Below are 19405 nucleotides of genomic sequence, written 5' to 3' on the forward strand. Positions count from 1 at the left end.
CCGCCCGCCGTTCGTCGCTCACCTCACCCCGGACTGCCCGATGACTCTGCCCGCAACCCCTTCGAACCCGGCCGGCGCCGACCGCACCTTCCAGGTGGATCTGCGCGGCCTCGTCGATCTCCTCTCCCACCACCTCTACTCCAGCCCCCGCGTCTACCTGCGCGAACTCCTGCAGAACGCGGTGGACGCGCTGACCGCGCGGCACGGCCTCGAACCGGCCGCACCCGCCGACGCCTTCGGTATCCGCCTGTACGCCGACGGTTCGGTGGTACGTGTCGAGGACGACGGCGTCGGTCTCACCGAGGCCGACGTGCACACCTTCCTCGCCACGATCGGCCGCAGCAGCAAGCGCGCCGACCGGATCGCCGAGCAACGCGGTGACTTCATCGGCCAGTTCGGCATCGGCCTGCTCTCCTGCTTCCTGGTCGCGGACGAGATCCATGTCCTGAGCCGCTGCGCCCGCACCCCCGACGCCCCCGTCGTGGAGTGGCGGGGACGCGGTGACGGCAGCTACTCCGTCCGCACCCTGCCCACCTCCGCCCGCCCCCGGCCCGGCACCACTGTCACGCTCACGCCCCGCGCCGACGCGGGCGAGTGGACCCGGCCGGCCCAGGTGCACGCGCTGGCCCGGCACTTCGGCTCCCTGCTGCGCCACCCGGTGACCTTCGACGACGGCACGGGCGGCCCGGGCGCATCCGTCAACCCCGAGCCCGCACCCTGGGCGCGTACGTACCCCACGCCGGGAGCCCGCTCCCGCGCGCTGGCCGCGTACGGCGAGGAGGTCTTCGGATTCGCGCCGCTGGACACCATCGAGCTGGACCTGCCGGCCGTGGGCCTGAAGGGCATCGCGTGCGTGCTGCCCGAGGCGGTGCCGGCCGGGCGCCGCCACGGCCACCGCGTGCACGTCAAGGGCATGCTGCTGTCCGAGCAGGCCCCCGAGATCCTGCCCGAGTGGGCGTTCTTCGTCCGCTGCGTCGTCGACGCCGAAAGCCTGCGCCCGACGGCGTCCCGCGAGTCCCTGTACGAGGACGACACCCTCGCCGCCGTACGCGACGCCCTCGCCGAACGGCTGCGCGAGTGGATCGCCCAGACCGCCGCCAGCGACCCGGACCTCCTCGGCCGCTTCCTCCAGGCCCACCACCTGGCCGTGAAGTCGCTGGCGGTGCACGACGACGAGATCCTGCGGATGCTGCTGCCGTGGCTGCCGTTCGAGACCACCGACGGACACGCCACGCTGGACGAGTTCGCGCGCACCCACCGCACCGTGCTCGTGACATCCAGCGTGGAGGAGTTCCGGCAGGTCGCGGCGATCGCCTCGGCCGCCGGGCTCGGCGTCGTCAACGGCGGCTACACCTACGACCGTGAACTGGTCCACCGGCTGCCGGAGATCAGGCCGGAGGTCAGCGTCGCCGACCTCGATCCGGCCACGCTCACCGCCCACCTCGACCCCGTCGACCGGGAGACGGAACTGGCCGCCGCGGCCTACCTCGCCCTGGCCCGCGACGCCCTCGCCGTCTTCGACTGCGACGTCGCGCTGCGCACCTTCCAGCCCGCCTCCGCCCCCGCCCTCCTCCTCGACAGCCGCGAGGCCCGGCACGAGCGCACCCGTTCCCGGCTCGCCCGCGAGCAGCAGGGAGGCCTGTGGGGCGACATCCTCGGCCACCTGCGTCAGGAGGCTCCGCGGGCCCAGCTGATCCTCAACCAGCTCAATCCGCTGGTCCGTACGGCCGTCACCATCGACGAACCCGAACTGGCCCGCACCAGCGCCGAAGCCCTCTACGGGCAGGCCGCGATGCTGTCCCGGCGCCCGCTCAGGCCCGCCGAATCGAGCCTCATCAACCGCTCCTTCCTCGACCTCCTCGCCCACGCCCTCCGCAAGGACAGCTGACGATGCCGACCGCACCCCAGACCACCGACGAGCTGTACCAGGCGCTCCAGGAGAACGACCGGCGCCCCTACGGCCGTACCCGCACCGTCACGGCCGAGGAACTGGTCGACGCCGCCGAGCAGTTCGCGGAGCCCGTCCCGCTCGTCCACGCGCTCCTCGAACTCCAGGAGGCGTACACCTACGGCTCCGAACCCCGGAAGTCGCCCGTCGTCTTCGCTCGCCTGCTCACCCTCTTCGACGAGCAGCCCGACGTCTTCGACGAGCGCCTGCGCCACATGCTGTTCTGGCGGTTCAAGTGGGTGGCCAACGCCCTGGTCGCCCTGCCCGAGATACCGCTGGCCAGTCTGCGCCAGTGGCTGACCGAGATGCGCGACCGGTACGAGAAGGCCGGTCTCGCGCTCCAGCCCTACTACGGACAGGCCTACCGGCTCGCCGCACATGTCGGCGAGGACACCGACCTGGCCTTCGAACTGTGGGCGGGACGGACCCGCACCCAGCTCAGCGACTGTGAGGCCTGCGAGATCTGCGAGCGCGCTCTGTACCACCTCGCGGCGGGCGACGACGAGCGGGCGCTGCGCACCTGGGAGCCCGTCCTGGCCGGGAAGGAGTCCTGCCAGGAGGAGCCCGCCCGCTCCATCTCGTACGCGCTGCTTCCCCTGCTGCGCACCGGCCGCACCGACCGGGCCCGCGAGCTGCACCTCGCCGGTTACCGCGGCTGCCGCCGCAACCCCTCGATGTCCGGGGAGGTCGGTCGGCACCTGGAGTTCTGCGCGCTGACCGGCAACGAGGCACGCGGCCTGGAACTGCTCGCCGAGAACCGGAGCCTGTTCGACGAGGTCGACTCGCCGCTGGACCTGCTCAGCTTCCTCACCGGCGTGGAGGTCCTCCTCCAGCGCGTCGAACTCCTCGGCCACGGCGAACTGCCTGCCGCCGGATACGCGGGCCGCACCTGGACGGTGGCCGGCCTGCGCGCCGAGGTGCGTGGCCGCGCCGACGACCTCGCCGCCCGTTTCGACGCCCGCAACGGAACCACGGCCCACACCGACCGGCGCAGGGCCCGTCTCGACCGTGCCCCCCTCCTGGACGCACTGGAACTGACCCTGCGCACCCGCGGCCTCGACGACGTGGCCCCGGCCGCGCCGGCTGCCGCGCCCGCCGCCCGCACGGCCGCCGCCGTCCCCGAGTCACTGCCGGAACTCATCGCCCGGGCAAGGACGTTGGACGAGCAGGGGCATCCGGACGCAGCGGCCTGCTGGGCACGGCTGCGCACGCTCGTCGCCGCCCCCGACTACGCCCACCCCGACGACCCGGCCGTGGGACCGCTCGTACTGCTGCGCGCGGACCTGCTGGCCGACGAGGCGGACCGGGCGGGCGAGAAGGACGAGTTCGCCGACGCGGCCGCCCTCCACGAGCAGGCAGCGGCCCTGTACGACGACGCCGGAGAGCCGGGTCACGCGGCGCGCTCCCGAGCCTGGGCCCTGCTTGCCACCGCCCAGGGCGCCGACGGGGCCGAGACGCAGGCCGCCGCGCTGACCGCGGCCCACGCGGGCCTCGTCCGACTGCACGAGGAGACGCCCGGTCTCGCCCCCTTCCAGGAGGCCCGTCTGCTACGGCTGCGGGCGACCGCCCTCGGCCTGCGTCTGCAGACGTCGAGGAACGATGAGCACATCGCGCCGGTCTTCGCCGAGGTGGACCTGCTGCTCGACTTCGCCACCCGGCACGACATCGCCGGACAGGTCTCCGGCGCCCTCATGCTGCGCGCCAGCACGTACGCCCTCTCCGGCGATCTGCCCGCCGCGGCCACGGAGATCGACGCCCTCCTCGACCGGCTGAAGGCGCACGGCCCCGCCTGGCACCTGCCCCGCACGCTCGGACTGCGCGCCCGGATCCAGCTCGGCCTCAGGGACGCGCAGGCCGCGCACGCGGACCTGACCGAGAGCCTGCGCCTGGCCGCCGACTGGCCGTCCGACGCCGTCGACACCGCCCGCCTCCACGGTGACCTGGCCCAGGCCTGCATGCACCTGGGCCGCCCCGACGAGGCACTGCGGCACCTGACGCGCTCCGCGGAGCTGGAACTGCGCCACGGCAGCCGGACGGACGCGTTCTGCACCTACAGCAACGCCGCCCAGCTCAGCCTCGACCTGGGCCGCGTCGAGGACTGCATCGCCCTGCTCGACTCCCTCCTGGCCGAACCGGACGTCGCCGCCGGAGAGCTGGACGACCGGCTCGTCGCCCAGCTGCGCCTGACCCGCGCCCGCGCGCTGCACGCGGGGGAGGACCTCAAGGCCGCCACGGCGGAGTTCGCCGCCCTCGCGGCCGAGTCGGCCGGCTGGGACGACGACCCCGGGAGCCACGCCGTGATCGCCGCGGAGACCGCCGTACTCCTCGCCGAGTCCGGCGACTTCGGCCGGGCCCGCGAGGCCGCGGACCAGGCCCTCGCCGCCCACGTCCGGGTTCCGCGCTACGAGCAGCTCAGCAGCTGCCTGCGCGAACTCGCCCGCCTCCAGGCCCAGCAGCAGGGTCCCGAGGGCCTGGCCGACGCCCTCGCCTTCCTCGCCGACGCGGGCGGGATCGCCGACGAGGCCCGCGCTGCGGGATACGAGGCCCGGGGCCGCGCCCTCGACCCTGCCCTGGCCTACGAACACGGACGGGTCAACGCCTACGGCCGGGAGTACGAGACCGCCCTGGCCGCCCTGGACAAGGCCCTCACCCTGCTCGGCGAACCGGGATCCGACGAGGACCACGTCGGCGAGTGGGCCGAATGCGTCCGCCTCGCGGGCGTCGTGGAGGGCATCTACCTGGAACGCCCCGCCCCCGCCCGCACCCGCCTCGACGCGGCGGTCTCCCGCCTCACCGCCCTGGGCCACACCGAGGAGACCGAGCCGCTGACCTCCCTGGCGGCCCGGCTGCGCGACAAGGGGTGAGCGGGCGGGTGAGGCGCGGGTCACGGTGATCGATCCGCGCCCCTACATGACGTATCAGCCGTTCCTGCCGGAGGTCACCGGCGGGTTGGTCGAGGCCCGGCATGCCGCCGTGTCACTGCGGCGGCATCTGAGCCGCAGCCGGCTGATCGCGGGGAGCGTGACGGAGATCCGGCACGCGGACCACAGGCTCACCGTCCGGTCGCTGCACGGCGCCGAGCGCGACTGCCCGCGCCCACTGCCGGGCTCTTGACTGCGTACGGCCTCCTTGATGTGCGTGACGCAGGCCACTACCGATGGTGCCGCCCGGTACGACTCATGTCCGGCTCCCGGCGACCGCCGGCCCCGCCGTGGTCTGCCTGATCTGGAGGGAACTGCGCAGCACCACGGTGCGCAGCGGCTGCTCCTTCCCTGCGATCCGCTCCAGCAGCAGCCCTGCCGCGGTCCACCCCAGGTCGTACGAGGGCACCTGGACCGTGGTCAGGCCGGGCTGCACCAGTGGGGCCCAGGGCACCTCGCCGAACGACAGCACGCCGATTGCCGGTGGTTCCAGACCCGCCTCGCGCACCGCCTGCAGCGCCCCGACGGCCATCAGGTTGTTGGCCGCGAAGACCGCGTCCGGCGGCTGCGGCAGTGCCAGCAGGTCGGCCATGGCCCTGCGCCCGCCCTCGACCTTGAAGTCGGCGTAGCGGGTGTAGTCGCGCAGCAGGTCCACGTCCACGTTCTCGTCCGGAGCAGCCGGAGCAGCCGGAGCAGCCGGAGCCCCCCGGCCGCCGGCGAGGAACTCCTGGAGCGCCCTGCGGTGGCCGGCGAGCCGTTCCTCGGCGGTGGAGGCGCCCTGTGGACCCGTGATGCAGGCGACCCGCCGGTAGCCGCCGGCCAGCAGGTGTGCGGTGGCGGCCGCGCTGCCCTCCTCGTTGTCCACCAGCACGGCGTCCACTCCGGCCCCGCGGGGGCGGCGGTCCACCGCGACCACGGGGATGCGGCGGCTCAACAGGCCCGACACGTCGGTGCGGCTGCGGGATGCGGCGGCCACGATGACGCCCGCCATCCGCTCGGCGATCGCGATGTCCAGATAGCGCCGTTCCTTGTCGACGTCACCGTCGGTGTTGCACAGCACCACCGAGAAGCTGGTCCGCTGGGCGGCGTCCTCGACGCCGCGGGCCAACGCCGTGAAGAACGGGTTCTCGATGTCCGGGATGAGCAGTCCGATGAGGCTGCTGCGCTGCATCCGCAGCGAACGGGCCACCCGGTTGGGGGCGAAGCCCAGCTCGGCCGCCGCGCGCCGGACCCGTTCGGCGCGCTCGGCCGTGACGCGGCCCCCGTTCAGGACTCGGGAGACCGTGGCGGGGGAGACCCCGGCGGCCCGGGCCACGTCGTTGATCGTCGTCATAGGTCCTCCGACCTCTTGCCCGACCCGTACAGGACTCTTGACACCCTCGGAGATCAAACCCTACGTTCCTTCTGAAAAGGATTTCAAGGGCGCCGTCGAGCTCCCGCCGCTGCAAAGCAGCCTTCCCTGAACCAGCCTGCCTTTGTCGGGGGAGACTGGCGTGCGATCTCTTGAAATCGATTTCTACTCGATTCTTCCTGCACCACCGGAGGCCACTCCATGGCACGCATCGGCCCGCCGTCCCGCTCCGACGGCCGGGACGCCGTACACCGGGCCCACCGGGTCCACGGGACCCGACCGGCGATCCACGAGGCGGCGCACGGGCCGGCGCCCCGTCGGCCCGCGGGCTCCTGACGGACTCGTCGGCCGCCCCGGTCCTCACGCGCGCGTCCCCGGCCTGCCCGGGGACGCCCGAAATCCATTCCTATTACGTCACCTGTGCAACATGGAGGTCCGCAATGGTGCGGATGAACGCGGACGGCGCGGCATGAGCGGCGCACCGCCCGCCCTGCTGCGAATGCGGGGCATCAGCAAGGAGTTCCCGGGCGTCCGGGCGCTCAGCGGCGTCGAACTGACCGTCCACCCCGGCGAGGTGGTGGCACTGCTCGGCGAGAACGGCGCGGGCAAGTCGACGCTGATGAACATCCTCGCCGGGGTGCACGCCGACTACGAGGGCACCATCGAGATCGACGGCGAGCCGGTACGGATCCACTCACCGAAGCACGCCCAGCAGCACGGGATCGCGATGATCCACCAGGAGCTCAACCTGGTGCCCGAGCTGTCCGTGTCCGACAACGTCTTTCTCGGCCGCGAACTGCGCACCGCACGCGGCACGCTGGACCGCTCGGCGATGCACGCCCGCACCGCGGAGCTGCTGGCCGACCTCGGTCTCACCCTGTCCCCGGGGCGGCTGGTCCGCGACTGCCGCATCGCCGAGCAGCAGCTCGTCGAGGTGGCCAAGGCGCTGAACGGCACCCTGCGGATCCTGGTGCTGGACGAGCCGACGTCCGCGCTCGCCGAGGCCGAGGTGGAGCGGTTGTTCTCCGTCATCCGCCGGCTGGCGGCCCGCGGCGTCGGGCTGATCTACATCTCCCACCGGCTGGAGGAGCTGGAGGAGATCGCCGACTCGGCGACCGTGCTGCGCGACGGCACCTTCGCCGGCCACCGCCCGATCGCCGGCACCGACCGCGCCGAGCTGGTGCGGCTGATGGTCGGACGGCCGTTGGGGGAGCTGTTCCCCAGGGCCCCCGAGCAGCGGTCCGACGGCCCGGTACGGCTGCGCGTGCAGGACCTGACGACCACTCCCGCGCCCGCCAGTACCCGTACGCCACTGCACTCGGTGGACTTCGAGGTGCGGGCCGGGGAGATCCTCGGTGTCGCCGGGCTGATGGGCGCCGGGCGCAGCGAGGTGCTGGAGGCCCTCTTCGGGGCCGGCGACCGGGTGCGCGGCGAGATCACGCTGAACGACCGCCCGTACACCCCGCACACCCCTCGTACGGCGATCCGCCGGGGCATCGCCCTGGTCGCCGAGGACCGCAAGGCGCAGAGCCTGGTGATCGGCAATACCGTACGGTTCAACACCACCCTGGCCGCCCTCGACCGCTACCTCAGGCCGTGGCGCACCGTGGACGCCCGCCGGGAGAAGGCGGCCGCGGCCGGCAAGGTCGCGGAGCTGCGCACCAAGACGCACAGCCTGGACGCCGTGGTCGGCACCCTCTCCGGCGGCAACCAGCAGAAGGTGGTGCTGGCCAAGTGCCTGCTCACCGAGCCCTCGGTGCTGCTGCTCGACGAGCCGACGCGGGGCATCGACGTCGGGGCCAAGGCGGAGATCCACGCCCTGATGGACACCCTCGCCGGCCAGGGCACCGCGATCATCGCCGTCTCCTCCGAGCTTCCGGAGCTGATCGGCATGTGCGACCGGATCATCGTCCTCTGCGAGGGGCGGCTGACCGGCGAGTTCCATCGCGATCCGGCCCACGGGCCGGCCGCGACCCAGGAAGCCATCCTCACCGCGGCGATGGCACGGCAGAACGTTGTGGCCGGACCACCGGCGGACGGGAACGAGGCAGAGAAATGAGCAAGACACTCCCACCGGCCGACACGGCCACCGGGACCGGTGAACACCTCCAGACACTGCGCGGGCGTCTGTCCCGGGCCCTGCCGGCCCTCGGCTCGCTGCAGAGCTACATCGGACTGCTGCTGGTGGTCGCCGTCGGCATCGTCACCAAGGGCCAGATCTTCTGGAACCAGGACAACCTGACCAACGCCGTCACCGCCTTCGCCTCCCGCGGCATCCTCGCCGTCGGTGTCACCCTGGTCATCCTCACCGCGGGCATCGACCTGTCCGTGGGGTCGGTGCTCGGCATCGGCTCCATGACCGCGGCGATGCTGCTGGTCCACCACGGCCTGTCGCCCTGGGCGATCGTCCCGCTGTGCGCGCTGGTGGGTGCGTTCTTCGGCTTCCTCAACGGAATCGGCACCACCTGGCTGCGCATCCAGTCCTTCGTGATGACCCTGGCCATGCTCTCGGTGGTGCGCGGCATCGACCGGCAGCTGAGCAACAACGTGGCCGTGGGCGTGCAGTTGGTGGACCCGCACGGCCATCTCACGCCCAAGGCCGCCGCGTTCGCCGCGCTGGGCACTCCGGGCCACACCCTGATCGGGGGCATCGGCTACCCGGTGATCGCGTTCGTCGCGGTCTGTGTCGTGGTCCAACTGCTGCTCTCCAGGACCCGGTTCGGCCGGCACGTGTACGCCGTGGGCGGCAACCCCACCGCCGCCCGGCTCTCAGGGGTCAATGTCAACCTGGTGATCATCGCCGTCTTCACGCTGTGCGGCCTGCTGGCCGGCTTCGCCGGTCCGATCGACGCCGCCTACAGCGCCTCGGCCGACCCGATGGCCGGCACCTCCTACGAGCTGGACGCCATCGCCGCGGCCGTCATCGGCGGCACCAGCCTGGCCGGCGGCAAGGGCACCATCACCGGCACCGCCATCGGCGCCCTGATCCTCACCCTGCTCGACAACATCCTCGGGCTCAACGCGATCAGCGACAACATGCAGATGATCATCAAGGGCCTCATCGTCGTCGCCGCCGTCGTGCTGCAGCGCCCGGGCTTCCTCCAGCCGCTCACCGAGCCGCTGCGCCGCCTGCGTGCCCGCGCCTGACCCTTCCCCGCATCCCCCCGCACCACCGCTCACCCTCACCCACGCAAGGAGTCCCCTGTGTCCGCTGTGTCCCTGAGCCGCACCGCTGTGGCCGTCGCCGGCGCGGTCGCCACCGTCGCCGCCCTCACCTCCTGCGCCGCCCACGCGCCGAAGACCGCCGCCGCCGGCTCGGGCAGCGGCAAGAAGACGTTCGTGGTCGGCTACTCCCAGTCCAACAACGCCGAGCCGTACCGCGCCCAGCTCAACGCGCAGCTCCAGTACTTCGTCAAGAAGTACCCGGACCTGAAGCTGCTGCCCATCACCGACGCGCACCAGGACAGCGCGACCCAGGTGAGCCAGGTGCAGAACTTCATCCAGCAGAAGGTCGACGTCCTGATCCTCTCGCCCAACGAGCCGGCCCCGCTGACCGCCGCGGTGCAGCAGGCCTGCAGCGCGCACATCCCGGTCATCGTCCTGGACCGCACCGTGAACACCGACTGCTACACGTCCTTCATCGGCGGCGACAACTACAAGATCGGCAAGATGGCGGGTGAGGCGGCGGTACAGGCCCTGCCGCACGGCGGCAACGTGGCCGAGCTGCAGGGCACCCTGTCCGACCAGCCGCAGATCGACCGCGACAAGGGCTTCAGAGACGCCATCGCCGGACACGACATCAACATCGTGTACCACCAGGAGGCGAAGTGGCTGAAGGCCAACGCCACCGCGATCACGCAGCGTTGGCTCGACCAGAACAAGAAGATCGACCTCGTCTACGGCGAGAACGACGACATGGCCCTCGGCGCCGTGCTCGCGGCCCGCGGCGCCGGCAAGGCCGACGGCATCAAGTTCGTCGGCATCGACGGCCTCGCCATCCCGACCGGGGGCATCCGCGCCGTACAGCTCGGCCAGATGTACACCACCTTCATCTACCCGACCGGCGCCCAGCAGGCGGCGGCCACCGCCGAGGCCATCGTGCACGGAAAGACCGTCGGCAAGAAGCAGACCCTGCAGACGACCAGGATCACCAAGGACAACGCCGCGGACATCTACAAGCAGTACGACATGTCCGCCAAGCTCGGCTGATCCGGGCCGCCCCGGACACCACCAGGAACCCATGGCCCCCGCCATGGGTTCCTGGTCCGCGACTCCGCCGTTGTCAGTGGCGGGCGCTACGGTCTGCCCCGTGAACGCAGTACGCGCGGCGCTCGATCACGTGCTCGGCCTCATCGCGGACGCTCCCTGGAGCGCGAGCCTGGTCCTGCGCGGCAGCATGGTGATGCCGGCCTGGGTGGGGGACGCGGCGCGCCAACCCGCCGATCTGGACTGGGTGGTGCTGGAGGACGCCGTCGGGGTCGACGGGCTGGACCCGTATCCGTACGTCGACCGGCTCGACGTCGTGCAGCAGTGGCCCGAGGCCGCCGACGGCGCGGCGCGGTACGAGATGTGGACGTACGAGGAGTTCGACACCGGCGGACAGCGGCCGCTGCTCCCGCCCGAAGGCCTGCACTGGCTGCCCCAGGAGGACGCCGTGGAGACCGAACCCCCGTACCTGGACCTGCTCGAACGCGTGGCACGAAACCCGGAGGCCGCCCCCGGGCTCCTCCTCGACGCGGACAAGGCCCGCGTCGACGGCACGTGGACCTATGCCGCCTACGACACACCGGGCGTGCGCCTGCTCATCCCCTGGCACGCCGACGGCCTGTCCTCCGGCGAGGTACGGCTGGACTTCGCCCGCGACGAAACACTGCCCGAACCCCCCGTCTGGACCCTGATACCGCGCGGCGACGGCGGCAGCCCGGTCCCGGTGCGCACGGCGAGCCGGGAGCTGTCCCTGGCCTGGAAGCTGCTGTGGCTGCACAACGACAGCCGGGACGGAGGCCGGGTACAGGGCAAGGACCTGTACGACGCGGTCCTCCTCGCCGAGACGGAAGGCGCCGGGCTGCCACCGCGCCTGTTGCGGAAGGTCTTCGACCGGGCGGCCGGCCCCGCGGACCCGCACACCGCCCTCGATCCGGCCGCGGTGCTGCGCTGGGACGTGGACTGGGCCGCGTTCCGGGACCGGTACCCGGCCGTCCGGGGAAGCGCGGAGGACTGGCTGCGCCGACTCGCCGGGGCGCTGGCTCCCTCCTGAGGCCGCACCGGAAAACCAGGTGCCCCCGGCCGCGTTCCTCCCCTACCGTCATCCCGTACCGAGCGCCGCGACGACCGTACGGCGGCGCCTGTCGTCCGACACAGAGGGGAGCCCGGCCGTGCGCGCACGTACCGCTGTCGTCGCTCCCCGTTCCCGGTACGAGGTGATCCTCGTGTCCCGCACCGTCCGGTGCCCGCTGCGCGGCCGGCACCGGATGCCCGTGACGTCTCGCTGACCTGGGACGCACGGCTGATCGCGCTGCCCTTTTCCTCGATTCAGACCTGGACGTCAGGCTGATCCCCAGAAAGGCCCTGGGCCGTGCGCACGAACCTCACCACCCTCGCCGCCGTCCGCAACCTCGGCATCCTCGCCCACGTCGACGCGGGCAAGACGACCGTCACCGAGCGGATCCTGTACGCGACGGGTACCACCCACAAGCGGGGCGAGGTGCATGACGGCACCACCGTCACCGACTTCGACCCGCAGGAACGCGACCGCGGCATCACCATCTTCGCCGCCGCCGTCACCTGCGCCTGGGACGGGCACCGCATCAACCTCATCGACACCCCCGGCCACGTCGACTTCGCCGACGAGGTCGAGCGCTCACTGCGCGTCCTGGACGGGGCGGTCGCCGTGTTCGACGCCGTCGCCGGGGTCGAGCCGCAGAGCGAGTCGGTCTGGCGGCAGGCGGACCGGCACGGCGTGCCGAGAATCGCGTTCGTCAACAAGATGGACCGGGCGGGAGCCGACCTGGACCGGGCCGTCGAGTCCATCCGGCAGCGGCTGCATCCCGTACCGCTCGTCGTCCAGCTCCCCATCGGCGTGGAGGACGGGTTCACGGGTGTGGTGGACCTCGTACGGATGCGCTCGCTGGTCTGGGCCGACGGCGCGGGTGCGGCCGTGGCGGGGCCCGTGCCCGAGGCGCTGGGGGAGGAGGCGGTACGGCGGCGCCGGGCGTTGGCGGAGACGGTCGCGGAGCTGCACCCGGTCGCGCTGGAGGAGTTCTGCGACCGGGGGACACTCGGCGCCGACACGCTCGCGCTCGCGCTGCGCGACCTCACCCGCACCGGGGACGGCGTGGTCGTCCTGTGCGGCTCCGCCTACCGCAACCGCGGTATCGAGCCGCTGCTGGACGCGGTGGTGGCGTATCTGCCCTCGCCGCTGGACGTCCCCGCCGTGCGTGGTGTGCACGAGGGCGCCGGTCAGGAGCGGGCCGCAGATCCCGAGGTGCCGTTCGCGGGGCTCGTGTTCAAGGTCAGCGCGAGCGCCACCGGGCGGCTGGCGTACGTGCGCGTGTACTCGGGCACGATCGAGAAGGGAGACACCGTGTGGGATCCGGGAACCGGGCGCACCGAGCGCGTGGCGCGCATCCTGCGGGTCATGGCGGACCGGCACGTCCAGCTGGACCGGGCGGTCGCGGGTGACATCGTCGCGCTCGCCGGTGTGAAATCGGCTCGGGTCGGCTCCACGCTGTGCGAGCCCGGCGCCCCGCTGCTCCTGGAACCGCCGGTGGCCGCCGAGCCTGTGGTGTCCGTCGCGGTCGAGGCCCGGCGCGCCACGGACACCGACCGGCTGGCGACGGCGCTGGCACGGCTGGCCGAGGAGGACCCCTCGCTGGTGGTGCGCACCGACGCCGAGACGGGACAGACCGTGCTGTCCGGCATGGGCGAACTCCACCTGGAGGTCGCGGTGGAGAAGATCCGCCGTGCCGGGGGACCGGAGCTGAGTGTGGGCCGGCCGCGGGTCGCCTGTCGCGAGACGGTCGTCGAGGGCGTGACCGGGTTTGTGTTCCGGCACGTCAAACAGGACGGCGGGGCCGGGCAGTTCGCCCATGTCGTGCTCGACGTGGAACCGCTCGGCCCCGAAGTCGGCGCCACCGGCTTCGAGTTCCGCTCCGCGGTGGTCGGCGGAGCGGTGCCGCAGGAGTACGTGCGCGCGGTGGAGGCCGGTTGCCGGGACGCGCTCGCCGAGGGTCCGCTGGCGGGGCACCCGGTGACCGGGCTCCGGGTCACGCTCACCGACGGCTCCACCCATGTGAAGGACTCCTCCGACACGGCCTTCCGCACCGCCGGCCGGCTCGGCCTGCGCGAGGCCCTGCGCGCCTGCGCGACGGCCGTGCTGGAACCGGTCGCCGAGGTCACGGTGACCGTGCCGGAGGACGCCGTCGGCTCGGTCCTCGGCGACCTGGTGTCCCGGCGCGGCCGGATCGGCGGCTCCGAGACCCGTGGCGGCGCGGCCGTACTGACCGCGACCGTGCCACTGGCCGAACTGTTCGGCTACGCCACCCGGTTGCGCAGCCGCACCCAGGGCCGCGGCACCTTCACGACCCGCCCCACCGGCTACGCCCCGGCCCCCCGACCGGTGCCGGTCCGGTAGCGGGGCGGGGCCCGCACCACCGCCCGATGCTGTGGGTGGTGCGGGCCCCTTCGGGAAACACGCCCCGCGCAAGCGGGTGGCGAGCCGGCCCCTCACGCCGCCCCCGGCCCGCGGTTCTCACACCGGCCTCCCCTCCACCGCCGTCCGCCGAGCGGGTCCCGTCGCCCCCTCCGGCGCCGGGCGGGGCGGTGGCCGCCGGCGGCGAAGAACGCGGCGAGGGGTGGACCGCCGCGCCGATGTGGTGACCCCGTCGGGGCCCAGCCGGCCCAGCCGGCCCAGCCGTCCGGCCGTGCACGACCGCACCCTGCCCGGCGTCCTCGACGATGCCGCGCACGCCGACGCCGAGCAGCTCGCCGGGTGCGAGCCCGGCCCTGCGCAGCACGTCCCCGATTCCGACGGCGACATGACGCAGGCGAGTTCGGTGAGGCCCGAGGTCGAGCAGCTCCACCCGGACCCGGGTCTCGCCGACGTCCACCCCGATCAGCCGTCCGCTGTCCGGCCGTATCCGCAGCAGGCGGCCGCGTGCCGGCTTGTCGGCCCGTCGACATACAACCGTTGCAGAACGGCGCTCCGGCTCTCCCGCCGCAGGTCACGCACCGTACGGCCGCCCACCGCTGCCACCTGGCCTCCCCGTTTCCGGACCGTTCGGCCGTTTGCCGCTGCCGGATCTCTTGACGAGCGTTTCTCCCGAGGTTTAACTCACGTCCTAAATTAAGCCATGAGGGGGCTTCGGGGGCGAACGGGTGTCGACCCCCGTGAGCAGCCTCGGGTCCTCGACTCCCGGAAAGGGACACCAGGAGCCATGCGCAGCATCCGAGCCGCGGCCACAGGCGCCGTCACCCTGTCTCTCGTCCTCGCGGCCACGGCCTGCGGAGGCGGCTCGTCCAGCGGCGGCGGGTCCAACGACTCGCCGAAGACGCTGACGTACTGGGCCTCCAACCAGGGCGCCAGCATCGCCGTCGACAAGCAGGTCCTCCAGCCCGAACTCGACAAGTTCCAGAAGCAGACCGGAATCAAGGTGAAGCTGGAGGTCGTGCCCTGGTCCGACCTGCTCAACCGGATCCTCACCGCGACCACCTCGGGTCAGGGCCCGGACGTGCTGAACATCGGCAACACCTGGAGCGCCTCGCTGCAGGCGACCGGCGCGCTGCTGCCGTGGGACGCGAAGAATTTCGCGAAGATCGGCGGCAAGGACCGGTTCGTCGACTCCGCGCTCGGCTCGACCGGCGCGGCGGGCAAGGACCCGGCCGCGGTCCCGCTCTACTCGATGGCGTACGCCCTCTACTACAACAAGAAGATCTTCGCCGACGCCGGGATCAAGCAACCACCCGCCACCTGGTCCGAGTTGATCGCCGACGGCAAGAAGATCCAGGCCAAGGGCAAGTCCGCGCTCGGCGCCGAGGGCTCGAACCCGTCGGAGAACATCCACCACGTCTTCGTCTTCGCCAAGCAGCACGGCGCCGGCTTCTTCACCGCCGACGGCAAGCCCGACTTCACCAACCCCAAGGTGGTCGAGGCGGTCAAGAGTTACGTCGACCTCATGGCGAAGGACAAGGTCATACCGACCGGCGACGCCGAGTACGCGCAGAACCAGTCCGTCAGCGACTTCGCCAAGGGCAAGCAGGCGATGCTGCTGTGGCAGTCCGCCGCGGCCAACCTCAAGTCCCAGGGAATGAGCGAGGACGCCTACGGCATCGCGCCGGTCCCGGTGATCTCCGGCACCCCCGGCACCGGCACCCAGGTCAACTCGATGGTCGCGGGCATCAACCTCGCTGTCTTCAAGAACACCCACAACCTCGACGGCGCCACGAAGTTCGTGAAGTTCATGACCTCCGACGACGAGCAGAAGATCCTCAACACGGCCTACAGCTCCATCCCTCCGGTCAAGTCGGCCCAGTCGGACGCCGCGTTCAGCGCCCCCGCCACCGCCGTGCTGAAGAGCACCCTCGCCACCAGCGCGGCCGCCCTGCCGCAGGTCGCGTCCGAGTCGCAGTTCGAGACGGCGGTCGGAACGGCCGTCAAGGACCTGTTCGCCGACGCCGCCGCCGGACGCGCGGTGACCACCGACTCGGTCAAGGCCGCGCTGCAGAAGGCCCAGCAGCAGATGCCGGCGGCGTGAGCACGAAGATGACGACCACCGCGTACAAGGAGCCGGTGGCGCAGGCACCGTCCGGTGCGGCGAAGCGCGAACCCCGCCGCCGCGCCGGGCGGCTCCGCCGCGTCTCCCTGCCGTATCTGCTGCTCCTGCCCGCCCTGCTGCTCGAACTCCTGGTCCACCTGGTGCCGATGGTCATCGGCATCGTGATGAGCTTCAAGGAACTCACCCAGTTCTACATCCGCGACTGGAGCACCGCCCCCTGGTCCGGCCTCGGCAACTACAAGGTGTCGGTGGACTTCAGCGCGCCCGTCGGGGACGCGCTGCTGCACTCCTTCTTCGTCACCGTCGGCTTCACCCTGCTGTCGGTCGGCCTGTGCTGGCTGATCGGCACCGCCGCCGCGATCTACATGCAGGACACCTTCCGTGGCCGCGGCCTGCTCCGGGCACTGTTCCTGGTGCCGTACGCCCTGCCGGTCTACGCGGCCGTCATCACCTGGGTGTTCATGTTCCAGCACGACAACGGCCTGGTGAACCACGTCCTGCACGACCAGCTGCACCTGACCGGCAAGCCCTCCTTCTGGCTCATCGGCGACAACAGCTTCTACGCGCTGCTGACCGTGTCGGTGTGGAAGGGCTGGCCGTTCGGCTTCCTCATCGTGATGGCCGGACTGCAGAACATCCCCCGGGAGCTGTACGAGGCCGCCGCGCTGGACGGCGCCGGGATGTGGCAGCAGATCCGCCGCATCACCCTGCCCTCGCTGCGCCCGGTCAACCAGGTGCTGATCCTCGTCCTCTTCCTCTGGACCTTCAACGACTTCAACACGCCGTACGTGCTGTTCGGCAAGTCCGCCCCCGAGGCCGCCGACCTCATCTCGGTCCACATCTACCAGGCGTCCTTCGTCACCTGGAACTTCGGCACCGGTTCCGCCATGTCCGTCCTGCTGCTGCTCTTCCTGCTCGTCGTGACGGGCGTCTACCTGCTGTTCACCTCACGCGGACGGAGGGCCGCCGATGTCTAGCCCGCCCCTCGCCCCGTCGACACGCAACTCGCCCATGGCGCCACCGCGTTCGTTCCTCTGGTCCCGCCGGATCTTCCTCACCCTGCTCACCGGTTTCGTGCTGATCCCGGTGTATGTGATGGTCTCCAGCTCGCTCAAGCCGCTCGCGGACGTCACCGGCAAGTTCCGCTGGCTGCCGAGCGGTCTGACCATCCGCCCGTACATCGACATCTGGTCGACGGTCCCGCTCGCGAAGTACTTCATGAACTCGCTGATCGTGGCGGGCGCGGCGACGATCTGCTCGGTCGTCATCGCGGTGTTCGCGGCATACGCGGTCAGCCGCTACGACTTCCGCGGCAAGCGGGTCTTCACGGTGACGGTCCTGTCGACGCAGATGTTCCCCGGCATCCTCTTCCTCCTCCCGCTGTTCCTGATCTACGTCAACATCGGCAACGCCACCGGCATCGCCCTGTTCGGCTCCCGAGGCGGCCTGATCCTGACGTACCTCACCTTCTCCCTCCCCTTCTCCATCTGGATGCTGATCGGCTACTTCGACTCGGTGCCCCGCGACCTGGACGAGGCGGCGCTGGTGGACGGCTGCGGCCCGCTCGGCGCGCTCCTCAGGATCGTCGTACCGGCCGCGATCCCCGGCATCGTCGCGGTCGCCGTCTACGCCTTCATGACCGCCTGGGGCGAGGTGCTCTTCGCGTCCGTCATGACCAACGACACCACCCGCACCCTCGCCGTCGGCCTCCAGGGCTACTCCACCCTCAACGACGTCTACTGGAACCAGATCATGGCCGCCTCGCTGGTCGTCAGCGTGCCGGTGGTCGTCGGATTCCTCCTCCTGCAGCGCTATCTCGTCGCCGGTCTGACGGCAGGCGCCGTCAAGTGACCCGAGCGACCAACACCCCTGATCCCGAAGGGACTTCCGTGTCCGAACGCATCGACCTCGCCGCACTCCCGCACGACTTCCTGTGGGGCACGGCAACAGCGGCGTACCAGATCGAGGGAGCCGTCGCCGAGGACGGCCGTACGCCCTCGATCTGGGACACCTTCTCGCACACCCCGGGGAAGGTCGCGAACGGCGACACCGGCGACATCGCCTGCGACCACTACCACCGCTGGCGCGAGGACATCGGCCTGATGCGGCAACTCGGCGTCAACGCCTACCGGTTGTCGGTGGCCTGGCCGCGCGTGCTCCCCGGCGGCACGGGGGCGGTCAACCCCAAGGGGCTGGCCTTCTACGACGAGTTGGTGGACGCCCTGCTGGAGGCCGGCATCACCCCGGCCGTCACCCTCTACCACTGGGACCTGCCGCAGGTGCTCCAGGACCGCGGCGGCTGGCCCGAGCGGGACACCGCCTTCGCGCTCGCCGAGTACGCCTCGGCCGTCGCCACCCGCCTGGGCGACCGGGTCAAGCTCTGGGCGACCCTCAACGAGCCGAGCTGCTCGGCCTGGATCGGCCACCTGGAGGGCAAGATGGCTCCCGGCTGGACGGACCTGACCGCCGCCGTACGGGCCTCCGTTCACTTGTTGCTGGGCCACGGCCTCGCCACCCAGGCGATCCGCGCCGCAGCGCCCGGCGCCCAGGTCGGCATCGTCAACAACCTCTCCACGGTGCACGCGGCCACCGAGCGCCCCGAGGACATCGCGGCCGCCCGCCGCCACGACGGCCATGTCAACCGCTGGTGGCTCGACGCGGTGCACGGCCGCGGCTTCCCGTCCGACATGGTCGAAACGTACGGCGTCGAACTCCCGCTCCGCACAGGCGACCTGGCGACGATCGCGACCCCGCTGGACTGGCTGGGCCTGAACTACTACTTCCCCGCGTACGTCGCCGACGCCCCGGACGGCCCTGCGCCGTACGTCCGCGCGGTGCGCCGCGAGGGGGTTGCGCGCACCGGCATGGACTGGGAGATCGACGCGAGCGCCATCGAGACGCTGCTGCTGCGGCTCACCGAGGAGTACGGCGCCCGGAAGATCTACGTCACCGAGAACGGTTCCGCCTTCCCGGACGTGGTCCGGCCGGACGGCAGCATCGACGACCCCGAACGCCAGGACTACCTGGAGCGCCATCTCGCCGCCTGCGCCTCCGCAGCCCGCAAGGGCGCCCCCCTCGCCGGCTACTTCGCCTGGTCCCTACTGGACAACTTCGAGTGGGCGTACGGCTACGACAAGCGCTTCGGCCTGGTCCATGTCGACTACCGCACCCAGGTGCGCACGATCAAGGGCAGCGGACACCGGTACGCGGACATCGCCCGCGTCCACCGCGGCCAGGCACGCCGGGCCGCCTGAGCCGGGCCCGGCCGGCCGGTGGGCACGGGAAGGGAGCCCGCGCCCACCGGCCCCTGGAACCGTCCCGCCCCGCACCGTCGCCGCTTCCCCCTCGAGGCCTGGGAGACGCTGCTCTGGAGGCGGGCCTTTGTGCACGTCTCCGGTCGCCCGGCCCTCAG

The 19405-nt window shown here is 71.8% G+C and carries 12 protein-coding genes and 2 pseudogenes; 12 read left to right on the forward strand and 2 right to left on the reverse strand.

Going from position 1 to position 19405, the window contains the following annotated elements; all coding sequences use genetic code 11:
• Nucleotides 1-40 precede the first annotated feature (40 nt).
• From ACZ418_RS08935 to ACZ418_RS08945, 3 genes and pseudogenes are all read left to right on the forward strand, one after another.
• Nucleotides 41-1888 (forward strand): HSP90 family protein, encoded by a 1848-nt coding sequence (locus tag ACZ418_RS08935; protein ID WP_468359217.1) that lies wholly within the window; start codon nucleotides 41-43, stop codon nucleotides 1886-1888.
• A 2-nt stretch (nucleotides 1889-1890) separates the two neighbouring features.
• The gene (locus tag ACZ418_RS08940; protein ID WP_468359220.1) at nucleotides 1891-4812 is read left to right on the forward strand and encodes a hypothetical protein; all 2922 of its coding nucleotides are present in this window, start codon (nucleotides 1891-1893) and stop codon (nucleotides 4810-4812) included.
• 1 nt (nucleotide 4813) lies between these two features.
• A pseudogene (locus ACZ418_RS08945) lies at nucleotides 4814-5032 on the forward strand (NAD(P)/FAD-dependent oxidoreductase); the annotation flags it as partial.
• Nucleotides 5033-5125: 93 nt separating this feature from the next.
• Here the strand turns inward: ACZ418_RS08945 and ACZ418_RS08950 are convergent.
• Nucleotides 5126-6202: a LacI family DNA-binding transcriptional regulator gene (locus ACZ418_RS08950; protein ID WP_468359223.1), complete on the reverse strand. Its 1077-nt coding sequence runs from the start codon at nucleotides 6200-6202 to the stop codon at nucleotides 5126-5128.
• A 487-nt stretch (nucleotides 6203-6689) separates the two neighbouring features.
• Here ACZ418_RS08950 and ACZ418_RS08955 point away from each other — a divergent pair, with 487 nt between their 5' ends.
• The 5 genes from ACZ418_RS08955 to fusA all read left to right on the forward strand — a co-directional run bounded on the left by ACZ418_RS08955 (nucleotide 6690) and on the right by fusA (nucleotide 13853).
• Complete coding sequence (locus ACZ418_RS08955; RefSeq protein WP_468359225.1) at nucleotides 6690-8279, forward strand: sugar ABC transporter ATP-binding protein; 1590 nt, start codon at nucleotides 6690-6692, stop codon at nucleotides 8277-8279.
• Nucleotides 8276-9367 carry an ABC transporter permease gene (locus ACZ418_RS08960; protein WP_468359228.1) on the forward strand — a complete coding sequence of 364 codons (1092 nt, stop codon included), beginning with the start codon at nucleotides 8276-8278 and terminating at the stop codon, nucleotides 9365-9367. The genes ACZ418_RS08955 and ACZ418_RS08960 overlap by 4 nt, the downstream gene beginning before the upstream one ends.
• Before the next feature lie 57 nt (nucleotides 9368-9424).
• A complete protein-coding gene (locus ACZ418_RS08965) occupies nucleotides 9425-10429 on the forward strand; it encodes a substrate-binding domain-containing protein (protein WP_468359231.1) in 1005 nt (334 codons plus the stop codon).
• A gap of 100 nt (nucleotides 10430-10529) precedes the next feature.
• A complete protein-coding gene (locus ACZ418_RS08970) occupies nucleotides 10530-11477 on the forward strand; it encodes a nucleotidyl transferase AbiEii/AbiGii toxin family protein (RefSeq protein ID WP_468359234.1) in 948 nt (315 codons plus the stop codon).
• A gap of 318 nt (nucleotides 11478-11795) precedes the next feature.
• A complete protein-coding gene (fusA, locus tag ACZ418_RS08975) occupies nucleotides 11796-13853 on the forward strand; it encodes an elongation factor G (protein WP_468359237.1) in 2058 nt (685 codons plus the stop codon).
• A 274-nt stretch (nucleotides 13854-14127) separates the two neighbouring features.
• Here the strand turns inward: fusA and ACZ418_RS08980 are convergent.
• Nucleotides 14128-14474, reverse strand: a pseudogene (locus tag ACZ418_RS08980) (sugar kinase); the annotation flags it as partial.
• Nucleotides 14475-14655: 181 nt separating this feature from the next.
• Here ACZ418_RS08980 and ACZ418_RS08985 point away from each other — a divergent pair.
• Genes ACZ418_RS08985 through ACZ418_RS09000 form a run of 4 tightly spaced genes read left to right on the forward strand, consistent with a single transcriptional unit; the run spans nucleotide 14656 to nucleotide 19247 of the window.
• A complete protein-coding gene (locus tag ACZ418_RS08985) occupies nucleotides 14656-15972 on the forward strand; it encodes an ABC transporter substrate-binding protein (RefSeq protein ID WP_468359239.1) in 1317 nt (438 codons plus the stop codon).
• Between the two features lie 8 nt (nucleotides 15973-15980).
• Nucleotides 15981-16970: a carbohydrate ABC transporter permease gene (locus tag ACZ418_RS08990; protein ID WP_468360729.1), complete on the forward strand. Its 990-nt coding sequence runs from the start codon at nucleotides 15981-15983 to the stop codon at nucleotides 16968-16970.
• Nucleotides 16971-17004: 34 nt separating this feature from the next.
• Entirely contained in the window at nucleotides 17005-17844 is an 840-nt protein-coding gene (locus ACZ418_RS08995; protein WP_468360732.1) for a carbohydrate ABC transporter permease, read from the forward strand.
• A gap of 38 nt (nucleotides 17845-17882) precedes the next feature.
• Nucleotides 17883-19247: a GH1 family beta-glucosidase gene (locus tag ACZ418_RS09000; protein ID WP_468359242.1), complete on the forward strand. Its 1365-nt coding sequence runs from the start codon at nucleotides 17883-17885 to the stop codon at nucleotides 19245-19247.
• Nucleotides 19248-19405: the final 158 nt, after the last annotated feature.

It is taken from the genome of Streptomyces sp. NPDC030820 (assembly GCF_055572075.1).